7 protein-coding genes and 1 tRNA gene are annotated in these 10346 nt (G+C 75.7%); 2 read left to right on the top strand and 6 right to left on the bottom strand.

What is annotated here, in order from left to right; genetic code table 11:
• Positions 1–46 precede the first annotated feature (46 nt).
• Entirely contained in the window at positions 47–979 is a 933-nt protein-coding gene (locus BJ982_RS35005) for a ribonuclease Z (protein ID WP_184887272.1), read from the top strand.
• Between the two features lie 43 nt (positions 980–1022).
• On the opposite strand, the gene BJ982_RS35000 is transcribed toward BJ982_RS35005, so the two are convergent.
• The 3 genes from BJ982_RS35000 to BJ982_RS34990 form a co-directional block, all read right to left on the bottom strand.
• Complete coding sequence (locus BJ982_RS35000; RefSeq protein ID WP_184887270.1) at positions 1023–2510, bottom strand: FAD-dependent monooxygenase; 1488 nt, start codon at positions 2508–2510, stop codon at positions 1023–1025.
• A gap of 136 nt (positions 2511–2646) precedes the next feature.
• A tRNA-Met gene (locus BJ982_RS34995) sits at positions 2647–2723 on the bottom strand.
• Positions 2724–2819: 96 nt separating this feature from the next.
• A complete protein-coding gene (locus BJ982_RS34990) occupies positions 2820–4925 on the bottom strand; it encodes a hypothetical protein (protein WP_184887268.1) in 2106 nt (701 codons plus the stop codon).
• 163 nt (positions 4926–5088) lie between these two features.
• Here BJ982_RS34990 and BJ982_RS34985 point away from each other — a divergent pair, with 163 nt between their 5' ends.
• Positions 5089–5997 carry a TIGR03564 family F420-dependent LLM class oxidoreductase gene (locus BJ982_RS34985; RefSeq protein ID WP_184887266.1) on the top strand — a complete coding sequence of 303 codons (909 nt, stop codon included), beginning with the start codon at positions 5089–5091 and terminating at the stop codon, positions 5995–5997.
• Between the two features lie 46 nt (positions 5998–6043).
• On the opposite strand, the gene BJ982_RS34980 is transcribed toward BJ982_RS34985, so the two are convergent.
• The 3 genes from BJ982_RS34980 to BJ982_RS34970 all read right to left on the bottom strand — a co-directional run bounded on the left by BJ982_RS34980 (position 6044) and on the right by BJ982_RS34970 (position 10246).
• The gene (locus BJ982_RS34980) at positions 6044–8689 is read right to left on the bottom strand and encodes a PEP/pyruvate-binding domain-containing protein (RefSeq protein ID WP_184887264.1); all 2646 of its coding nucleotides are present in this window, start codon (positions 8687–8689) and stop codon (positions 6044–6046) included.
• 142 nt (positions 8690–8831) lie between these two features.
• A complete protein-coding gene (locus BJ982_RS34975; RefSeq protein ID WP_184887262.1) occupies positions 8832–9482 on the bottom strand; it encodes a DedA family protein in 651 nt (216 codons plus the stop codon).
• A 110-nt stretch (positions 9483–9592) separates the two neighbouring features.
• Positions 9593–10246: a VC0807 family protein gene (locus BJ982_RS34970; RefSeq protein ID WP_184887260.1), complete on the bottom strand. Its 654-nt coding sequence runs from the start codon at positions 10244–10246 to the stop codon at positions 9593–9595.
• Positions 10247–10346 lie beyond the last annotated feature (100 nt).

The following is a 10346-nucleotide window of genomic DNA, read 5'->3' as shown; positions in this document are numbered from 1 at the left end:
CCGCCGGACGCCGAGCGCGCCCGGCGGGCCGTCTATCGTGGCGCAGGTGTCCACGCGCGAGCTCGTCGTCCTCGGAACCTCAAGCCAGACGCCCACCCGGCACCGCAACCACAACGGCTACCTGCTGCGGTGGGACGGCGCCGGGCTGCTGTTCGACCCCGGCGAGGGCACCCAGCGGCAGATGATCCTCGCGGGCGTCGCGGCCACCGACGTCAACCGCATCCTGATCACCCACTTCCACGGCGACCACTGCCTCGGGGTGCCCGGCGTGATCCAGCGCGCCAGCCTGGACCGCGTGCCCCACCCGGTGTACGCGCACTTCCCGGCCTCGGGCGCGGAGTACTTCGCCCGGCTGCGGCACGCCAGCGCCTACCACGAGACCGCCACCGTGATCGCCCAGCCGGTGCGCGCCCCCGGCGTGATCGTGCAGGCACGGTTCGGCCGCCTGGAGGCGCTGCCGCTGGACCACCCCGTCGAGGCGTACGGCTACCGCCTGGTCGAGCCGGACGGGCGGCGCATGCTGCCCGAGCGGCTCGCCGCGCACGGCGTCACCGGCCCGCGGGTCGGCGAGCTGCAACGGGCGGGGCGGCTGCGGGCGGGCGGGCGCACGGTCACGATCGAGGAGGTCAGCGAGCCGCGGCGCGGGCAGCGGTTCGCGTTCGTCATGGACACCCGGCTCTGCGACGGCGTCTACGCGCTCGCCGACGGCGCCGACCTGCTGGTCATCGAGTCGACCTTCCTGGAGGAGGACGCCCGCATGGCCCACGAGTTCGGCCACCTGACCGCCGGGCAGGCCGCCCGCGTGGCCAGGGAGTGCGGCGTGCGGCGCCTGGTGCTCACCCACTTCTCCCAGCGCTACACCGACCCTTCGGCGTTCGCCGCCGAGGCCCGGCGCCACTACGAGGGCGAGATCGTGGTCGCCGAGGACCTGGCGCGCGTCCCCGTGCCGCCCCGGCGCCGCCCGGCGGAGGAGATGTGAGGGCCCGGCACGTGGTAACAGGGCCGTTCCATGCGCGGGCGTCTCAGCGCGACCGGACCGCCGGGCGTGCCCGTACCGGCCGGGCCGGGCCGCACCACCGCTCCAGCGCCGCGCGGACCGCACCGGGGTGCGCGTCCTCGCCGGCCCAGGCGATGTAGGCGTCCGGCCGCACCAGCACGGCCCTCCGCGTCGGACCACCGGCGATCGCGTGGTCGACGCGGTCCTCCCATCCGCCGGTCACGGCGGCCGGGCTCACGGCGTCCGGCGGCATCACGAGCAGGAACCGTCCGGGACGGAGCGCGTGATACAGCGTCCCCGGGGTGCCGCCCGCCAGCGGGACGTCCGGGGCGCGCCGGCCCGCGAGGGGATGCGATCCCGGCGGCGCCGGGTAGGCGAGGTCGATGCCCGAGACCGCGCCGGCCATGCGCCGCGCGACCGGGCCGACATGGGTGGCGGCCCGCAGCGCGGCGTCGCGGGCCGCGCGCAGGACGCGTGGGCGCAGCAGGGCGCAGCGCAGGATCACGCCGCTGGTGCGCAGCACCCGCCGCCCGACCGGATACCGCTCGGCGTGGTAGCTGTCGAGCAGCCGTTCCGGCGCCCAGCCGCGCACGGCGGCGGTGAGCTTCCAGGCGAGGTTGACCGCGTCCTGCAGCCCGGTGTTCATGCCCATGCCGCCCGCCGGGGAGTGCGCGTGCGCGGCGTCGCCGGCGAGGAAGACCCGGCCCACGCGGTAGCGGGGCGCCTGACGCTCGTCGCTGTGGAACCGCGAGAGCCAGCGCGGACCGTGCATCCCGAAGTCCGTGCCCAGCACCCGCCGCGTGATCGCGCGCACCTCCCGCAGCTCCACCGGCGCCGTGTCCGCCCGCTGACCGGCGCGGTCCCAGGCGATAACCCGGTACCAGTCGTCGCCGAACGGCACGGCGAAGACGAAGCCGTCGGCGGTGGCCCTGGCGGTCACGGCGTCCCGGGGCGGCTCGGCGAACCGCACGTCGCAGAGCATCACCGACCGCACCGCCGCGCGGCCGGGGAACGGCAGGCCCAGTTCCCGCCGCACGGTGCTGCGCACGCCGTCCGCGCCGACGACGTACCGCGCGCGCAGGGTGCGTTCCTCACGGCCGGAGTCGCGGACCGTCAGGTCCACGCCGTCGCCGTCCTGGCTCAGGCGGATCATCTCCGTGCCCAGCAGGATCTCGGCGCCGAGGTCACGGGCACGCGCGCCGAGCACGCGTTCGGTCTCGTACTGCGGAACGCCCAGCATGTACGGGAACCGGCTCGGCAGGCGGAAGAACTGGAGCCCGAACGGCGCGAGCCGGGGGATCGGCAGGCCGCGGGCGATCAGATCGCGGGCGATGCCGCGGGCGTCGAGCAGTTCCAGGGTGCGCGCGTGCACGGCGAAGGCCCGGCTGAGGCCGGACTCCGCGTCCCGGCGTTCGACGACGGCGCAGGAGACCCCGGCGGCGGCCAGGTCACCGGCCAGCATCAGCCCGGTGGGCCCGCCGCCGACGATGAGCACGTCGGCGTCGGCACGCATCAGAGACTCATTATATTTCGGACCGGAAAAGGCGCCCCGGCGCGGCCGGCGGACCCGCTTCCGAGCCGCACGCGGAAGGCCGTGCCCACGCCGCATGCGAAAGGCCCGGAACCTTTCGGCTCCGGGCCTTTCGATTTGGTAGCGGGGGCAGGATTTGAACCTGCGGCCTCTGGGTTATGAGCCCAGCGAGCTACCGAGCTGCTCCACCCCGCGTCGCTTTCTCTACTCTACCGTCCGCCGGGAGTGGCCGCGCCGGTTTCGCCGATTCGGGGGCCCGGCGAATCGGCCCGCGGTCGCCACGACGCCGGTTCACCGGACCCCCGGCCGCCCGATCAGCGCCGTCAGGGCGGGGGAGTACTCCAGCCCGGCGCCCGCGACGAACGGCGTCCGGTCGGGCCGGTCGCCGGCCATCCACGGGAACTGCCCGGGAAAGTGCTCGGTGAAGATCGGGTGGTCCCCGAGGATGGGCCAGCCGTCGACGTCCTGGCCGGCGTGCTGGACGATCCACACCGGCACGGGCGCGCGCACGGTCAGCAGGCCCCGCTGCAGGGACAGGCGCTCGTCGGACTCCCACTCCTCGCGGCGCACGGCGCGCAGGTCCACCGCCAGGTAGCGCCGCCGCCGGTCCCCGGCGAGCATGGGCCACTCGCTGCGCAGGAACTCGTAGGCCACCAGCGCGTCGCGCAGGTCGCCGGGCCGGGGCTCGGGCAGCCGCCGGAACATGGCCATGTCCAGGGCGGTCTGCTCGGCGCCGTACCCCCACGGCAGCCGCACGGCGGGCTCGGCGCCCCCCGACAGCTCCTGCAGCTCGCGGAAGACCGCGCGGTAGGCGTCCCAGCCGTCCGGGTGCCCGGCGGGTGCGGGGCCGGGGAAGTGCGCGTCGCCGAGCAGGAACTCGGTGACGAACCGGTTGGTCAGGTCGGCGTCGGCGAGCAGCGTGTTGATCACCCGCAGCGCCGCGCCGGCCCGCAGGATCGCCGTCTGCCACTCCGGCCTGCTCCCGGGCGCCCACACCCGCACGCGCGTGGGCGCCGGACGCCGCGCGGGCGCGTCCCCGGGGGCGTAAGGCGGCGGGTCGTCGACGCCGGAGGAGTGGACGGCGTCGAGCGCGCCGAGGTCGCGCCGGTCCAGGTCCAGCACCCAGCGCTCGGCGAGGAAGTCGGAACGCTCGACCAGGTAGCGGGTCAGCTCCGCCTCCCGCAGGCACCAGGCCGACCGCTCGTAGCCGGGGGAGCGCACCCGCACGATCGCGGCCGTCGCGCCGAACAGCCCCCACACCATGCCGGTGTTGGTCTCCCAGGACGGCACGTAGGTGGCGTCGATGGCGCACCGGCCGGACGACCACAGGTCGGTCATGCTCAGCGCGGACTTGGTGTCGCTGGACCGGTGGCTGATGCCGAGCACGCGGCGCGGCCAGTCGGGTTTGAGCGCGTTGAACGCGAAGCAGGCCAGGTCGCGCGGCCGCACGTGCGTCCACTCCTGACCGGCGGCCTCCTCCAGCCACGCCATCGCCCGCAGGGTGAGCAGCCAGCGCCGCGCGACCGCCACGGCCGTCATGCCGAGCCGCCGGTCCTCCGAGGCCGCCGTGCTCAGCAGGCCCTCCACCACCGCCGGGCGGCGCATGAGACGCGCGGCCACCCGCAGCGCCTCGCGCAGGTCGCCGAGGCCGATGTCGCGGCTCAGCCACGTCCAGTGCTCGCGCCAGCCCTCGCCCTGGCCGATCCTCACCCCGGCCGCGTCCGGGAACGCCAGCCGTCCGTCCGGCGCGGTCCGCATGTTGTACAGCAGGTCCAAGTACTTCTCGGAGAACTGGTTCGCCGCCGCCCACGACGCCGGCAGCTTGATCCGGCGCGGGGTCTCCAGCCGGGCGGCGGTGGCCGCGGCGAGCGCGCCGGGGTCGGGGTCGGCGCTCAGCAGGACGTCGCGGATCAGCGGCCCGACCGCGCAGCCCAGCCAGGCGCGGACGTGCTGCGCCCGCGCCCGGCCCGCCGCGTCGCGGCCGCCGGGCTCGGCCTGCCCGCGCAGGAACGCCGACTCCGCGCCGCCGGGAACGTTCCCGGGGACCTCCCGCGCCGGCGCCTGCGGGCGCGTTCTCAGCGCCGCCGAGGCGAAGGCGGCCACGAGGCCGGTCACGTCCGGCGCCGTCCACTCGTCGATGCCGTCCGGCGGCGCCCAGCACGGCGTGATCATCCCGGCCCCCGTGATGCGGGCGCCCCGCGCCAGCCAAGGGTCGGACGTCCAGTCCGTCGGGTAGGCGACGGACTGGTTGCGCGGCTCGCGCATCGTGTCACGCGTGTCGGCCCACGCCTCGGCGACCGGTCCCCGGCCGGGGCGCGGCCCGAGCGCGCCGGCGAGCCAGGTGAAGGAGGCGGAGCTTTCGTTCCGCTCCCGTTCGCTCGCGCGAGAACGGACCATGGGCGCAATTATGGGCGGTATCTCCGTGTGCGGTGGCCGACGCGGCGCGAAACGCCGGTCCGCGCGTCGCCCCCCCGCCCGCCCGCCGTTGCCGTCCCGGTCGGCGCGACGGGGTTACGATGGCCGTGCCACGCAGGGGATTCGACTCGGATCGGTGGGGTTCATGCGCATCGGATTGCTGCTCGGCGAGCCTTCGGGCCCGGACGCGATCGACGAACTGGAACGACGCGTCACCGCCGCGGCGGCGGACGGGTTCGCGACGGCCTGGCTCTCCAACGTCTTCGGGCTCGACGCCCTGACCGCCCTCGCCGCCGCCGGACGCCGCGTCCCCGGCATCGAGCTCGGCACGGGAGTCGTGCCGACCTACCCGCGCCACCCCATCACCCTCGCCCAGCAGGCCCTCACCACCGACCTCGTGCTGGACGGCCGTCTCGTGCTCGGCGTCGGCCTGAGCCACCGGGTCGTCATGGAGGACATGTACGGCTACGACTTCGGCCGGCCGGCCCGCCACATGCGCGAGTACCTTGACGTGCTGCTGCCCCTGCTGCGCGGCGAGCGCGCCGACGTGGACGGCGAGACCCTCACGGCGCACATGGAGCTGACCACGCCGCGGGCCGGTGCCGTCCCCGTGCTGCTCGCCGCGCTCGGGCCCCGCATGCTGCGCCTGGCCGGCGAGGTCGCCGACGGCACCATCCTGTGGATGACCGGCCCCAAGACCGTCGCCGGCCACATCGTCCCGGCGATCACCGAGGCCGCCCGCGCGGCGGGCCGGCCGTCCCCGCGCGTGGTGTGCGCGCTGCCGGTCGCGGTCACCGGGGACGAGGCGGGCGTCCGGGCGCGCGCCGACCAGGTCCTGTCCTTCTACGGGGAGCTTCCGTCCTACCGCGCCATGCTCGACCATGAGGGCGCGGCCGGTCCCGGCGACGTCGCGATCGTGGGCGACGAGGAGCGGGTCCGCGCCCAGATCCGGGCGCTGGCCGACAGCGGGGTCACCGACTTCGCCGCCGCGCCGCTCGCCGAGGGCGAGGACGCCGTGCGCACCCGCGAGCTGCTGGCCTCCCTGGCCGCCTAGCGTCCCCGGGCGGGCGGTGGCCGCCCGCGCCGGGGTCGCGCGCGGGTCAGGCGAGGATGACGGCGCCGCCGGTGCCGTCCACGGTGATCGTGTCGCCGGTGGAGATCCGCGCGGTCGCGCCCGGCACGCCGACGACGGCGGGGATGCCGTACTCGCGGGCCACCACCGCGCCGTGGGAGTTCGCCCCGCCCATCTCCATGACCAGGCCGCCCGCGGTCAGGAACAGCGGCGTCCAGCCGGGGTCGGTCGACGGCGCGACCAGGATCTCGCCGGGCGCCAGGCGCGCCCCCACCGGGTCCAGCACGACTCGCGCCACGCCGGTGACCGTGCCGGGCGAGGCGGCCGTGCCGGTCAGCGCGCCCTCGGCGGGCGGCGCGGTCCCGACGGCCTCGGGCTCGGTGCCGTCGGACAGGAGCACCCGCGGCACGTGCCTGCGCCGCAGCTCGCGCTCGTACTCCGCGCGCCGCCGCGCCACGAGCTCCCGTTGGCCGGTGCCCGCGAGCGCCGCCCGCGCTTCGTCGAGGCCCAGCATGAACACGTCCTCCGGCGCGCCGATCGTCCCCGCGGCGGCCAGTTCGCGGCCCACCGCCGTCAGGTGGGCGCGCAGCGCGGCGAAGGCGACGATCAGGTGGTACTTCGGCATCTCGCGGTAGCCCGCCAGCGCCCGCGCCCGTCGCAGGGCGAAGCGGACGACCGCCCCCCGCACCGGCCCGGCCCTGCGGGCCAGCCGGGCCGCCATCGCCTCCGCCTCGCGCGCGCCCCGGGCGAACTGGGCGTCCGGGGCCAGCGCGGGATCGTCGAGGCGCAGGTAGTTGGCGAGCACGCCGAGCACGTGGGTGGGGTCCTCCGACCAGCGCGGCAGCCCGAGGTCGATCTCGGCGACGGCCCGGTGGCCGTAGCGGGCCAGAAACGCGCCGAGCTCCTCGCGCAGCACGGGCGGCAGCGGCTCGGGCGGCGGGATCGCGCCGGCGAGCGCGCGGACCGACGCCTCGTCGGCGCGGATCCTGCGGGCGGCGCGCCACAGCTCCAGGTCCATCTCGGTCGTGACGTTGTTCGGCAGCCCGCGCAGCACGGTCTGCACCTCACCGGGCCTGGTCCTGCCGCGCAGCAGGCGCGCGGCGAGGCCCAGCATCAGGAACCCGGCCACCGGCCCCGGCACGATGGACGGGATCACCGGGACGATGCCCGCGCGCAGGCAGCGCTCCACGTGGTCCAGCCGCTCGCGGGCCGTCGCCCCGCCGGGCAGGGCCAGCCGGCGGCGCAGCCTCTCACCGGCCGCGGCGATGTGCCCGGCGGCGGCCTCCGGACGCGCCAGGGCCCGCACCACGCGCCCGGGGATCCGGTGGGCGAGCGCGAGCCGGACCAGCCGCCGCACGGCAGGCAGGGGAGAGCGCCGCACGACGCCGAAGCGGGGGTCGGCGGCCACGCCGCGCAGCACCACCGCCGAGCGGGCCTCCATGACGTCCAGCAGCCGCGGGAGCACGGCGCGGCCGACCGGGTGGCGCAGGGCCGCGGTCACGTCCACGAACAGGCGCATCCCCGGGGTCGCCGGCCGGCGCACGGACGCCGGGTCCAGCCCGTACAGCCCGGCCGCCGAGGGGATCATCACCCGGAACGCCGACAGGCCCATGGGGGTGATCGGCCGGTGCAGGCCCTGGGCCAGGCTGCCGCAGAAGTACACCCGGGGGTCGTCGCCGGTGGGCGGGGGCAGCGGGTAGAGGGTGGTGATGGGCCGGGCCTGGGTGAGCCACAGCTCCCCGGAGCCGTCGATCGCCCACTCGGTGTCCTGCGGGGCGCCGTAGTGCGCCTCGACCCGGGCGCCCAGTTCGGCCAGCGCCAGGACCTGCGCGTCCTCCAGGCAGAGGCCGCCGTCCGGCGTGCCGGGGACCTGCGCCGTGCCGCCGCCGGGCAGGGGACGCACGGCCACCGGCGTGTCGCCGGGACGGCGTTCGGTGATCTCCAGGTCGGGGCCGACCACGAAACGGTCGGGGGTGACGGCCCCGGACACCACGGCCTCGCCGAGGCCGGGCGCGGCGTCGATCACCGTCTCGCGGCGGCGGCCGGTCACCGGGTTCGCGGTGAACATCACCCCGGCGACCTCCGCCGGGACCATGCGCTGGACGACGACGGCCAGATGGACGGCGCGGTGGTCGACGTCGTTCGCCGCGCGGTAGGCCACGGCGCGGTCGGTCCACAGCGAGGCCCAGCACCGCCGCACGGACTCCAGGACCGCCTCCGGGCCGGTCACGTTGAGGTAGGTGTCCTGCTGCCCGGCGAAGCTCGCGTCCGGCAGGTCCTCGGCGGTGGCGGAGGACCGCACGGCCACCGGGCCCCCCGCGGCGTCCGCGCCCGCCCGTACGGCCGCGGCGACGTCCTCGGGGACGGGCGCGGCGAGCACGAGGGCGCGGGCCCGCGCGGCCAGCCCGGCGAGCGCGGCGGTGTCCTCGGGAGCGGCGCCGGCGAGGGCGTCGAGCACTTCCTCCAGGCCCGCGGTGGCGGTCACGCGGCGGTAGGCGTGGGTCGTCACGCAGACGCCGGGCGGCACCGGGAACCCGGCACGGGTCAGGACGCCGAGGTTGGCCGCCTTGCCGCCGACCAGCGGCAGCATCTCCGCCGTGATGTCCTGAAATTTCATGACCAGCGGCTCGGCGGTGGGCTCGGTGCCGGGCCGGTCGTCCTGGGACTTGAGCATGGGGCCCTCTCCCTGCGGCCTGCGCCGGGCGCCTCGTGGGCCGCCCGGCTTCGCGGTGTATGACCCCACAATAAACTCATCGCTTGTTGAAATCCATCAGAATGACTCGCCGCGGGGTGACGCTCCCGTGCCGCCCTGAGGATTACCCCTCACGGGACGCCCCCGCCTCGGCGAGCGCCTCCCGCGAGCCGTCCTCGCCGACGGGGACCGAGCGGCGGCGGCGCAGGTGGCGGACGACCTCGGTGGTGGCGGCGATCGCCATCGCGACGCCGAACCCGAGCAGCAGCCCCTTCACCGGGTCGTTCTCGAACGCCATGCCCCCGAAGTAGCCGATCAGCGCCGAGTACACCGCCCAGGAGCCCGCGGCCAGCCCGTCGAAGAGGGAGAAGGAGCGCAGCGGGTGCCGCACGGCCCCCATCGTCAGCGTCACGGCCGTGCGCCCGCCCGGGATGTAGCGCGCGATCACCAGCACCATGCCGCCGCGCTCGGCCAGGGCCTTGGAGGCCCACGCGAACGCCGCGCCGGCCTGCCTGCCGCGCCGCAGCCGCCCGACCGAGGACCGTCCGATGAGATAGGAGATGTGGTCGCCCGCGAAGGCGCCGAGGGCCGACACCAGGATCACCAGCGCCAGGTTGGGCCGTCCGGTGGCGGCGAACACCCCCGCGGTGATCACGGCCGTCTCGCTCGGCACCGCGGGGAAGAACCCGTCGACCGCGGCGAGCGCGAACAGGGCCAGGTAGACCCAGGGCGAGGTCATGACGTCGTTCAGCAGATCGAGCAGCGCGTGGGACATGATCCCCACGCTAGGAAGGCGCCCCGCCCGCCCGCGTCCTCCGTAAGTCTCGTGAGATCCCTGACTTTCGTCGGGGTCGGTCCCCGGTGCGCCGGTAGGGGACCGGGCGCCTAGCCTGCGGTGATCGCGCGCGGGTGCGGCAGGTCGGCGTGGAGGCGGCCGAGGACGCGGCGGAAGGCGTAGACCGAGACGGCGATGGCCACGCCGCTGATCGCCGCGACCACTCCGGTGCGGACCAGCAGGTAGGTGCCGACGGACTGGTGCAGGAGCAGCCAGATGCTGACCGCGGAGTTGGTCAGCAGCACGAACGCCCACAGCAGCGTGATGCGCGCGAAGAACCGCCGCATGCGCTCGTGGCGCAGCACGGCCGAGGGCAGGTGGATGTAGTCGAGCGTGAGCTTCTGGACCAGCGGCCTGTTGAGCCGTACGGAGGCCAGGAACGCCATGCTGATGCAGATCGTGCCGAGTTCTGGTTGCACGAGGTACACCACGGGGCTGCCCGTCCACCAGCCCACCGCCGCCCGCGCCGTGATGGCGATCGCCGCGAGCAGCATCGTGGCGGGCACGGGACGCCTGCGGACGACCCGCCAGAGCACGCCGGCGTAGACCCAGGCCACGGCCGCGATCAGCGCGCCGTCGAAGCCGAGCACGGCCAGGGCGGTGTAGAAGACGGCGAGGGGGGCGACGACCCCCTCCAGCAGCTTGGGCACGGCCTGCCTGAGCAGCGCGGTGATCCTGGGAAGGGTGAAGGTCGGATGGCTCATGGTGCTCCCACGGATGGCGGCTGACAACCGACGCTGAAGATTCGGCGCCTACCCCGGGAGTCGATTGCCAAAACTGGCAGCTAATGGTGAATCGCTGTCA

Origin of the sequence: Sphaerisporangium siamense (genome assembly GCF_014205275.1) — a bacterium.
GTDB classification, from domain to species: domain Bacteria; phylum Actinomycetota; class Actinomycetes; order Streptosporangiales; family Streptosporangiaceae; genus Sphaerisporangium; species Sphaerisporangium siamense.
Note: the sequence above shows the minus strand (reverse complement) of the source record. Positions and strands in the feature narration are given on the sequence as shown.

Excerpts from the sequence above, each read along its gene's own strand:
- BJ982_RS34985 (WP_184887266.1), top strand. The coding sequence starts at position 5,089 with ATGCGCATCGGATTGCTGCTCGGCGAGCCTTCGGGCCCGGACGCGATC.
- BJ982_RS34980 (WP_184887264.1), bottom strand. The coding sequence starts at position 8,689 with ATGCTCAAGTCCCAGGACGACCGGCCCGGCACCGAGCCCACCGCCGAG.
- BJ982_RS35000 (WP_184887270.1), bottom strand. The coding sequence starts at position 2,510 with ATGCGTGCCGACGCCGACGTGCTCATCGTCGGCGGCGGGCCCACCGGG.
- BJ982_RS34970 (WP_184887260.1), bottom strand. The coding sequence starts at position 10,246 with ATGAGCCATCCGACCTTCACCCTTCCCAGGATCACCGCGCTGCTCAGG.
- BJ982_RS34975 (WP_184887262.1), bottom strand. The coding sequence starts at position 9,482 with ATGTCCCACGCGCTGCTCGATCTGCTGAACGACGTCATGACCTCGCCC.
- BJ982_RS34990 (WP_184887268.1), bottom strand. The coding sequence starts at position 4,925 with ATGGTCCGTTCTCGCGCGAGCGAACGGGAGCGGAACGAAAGCTCCGCC.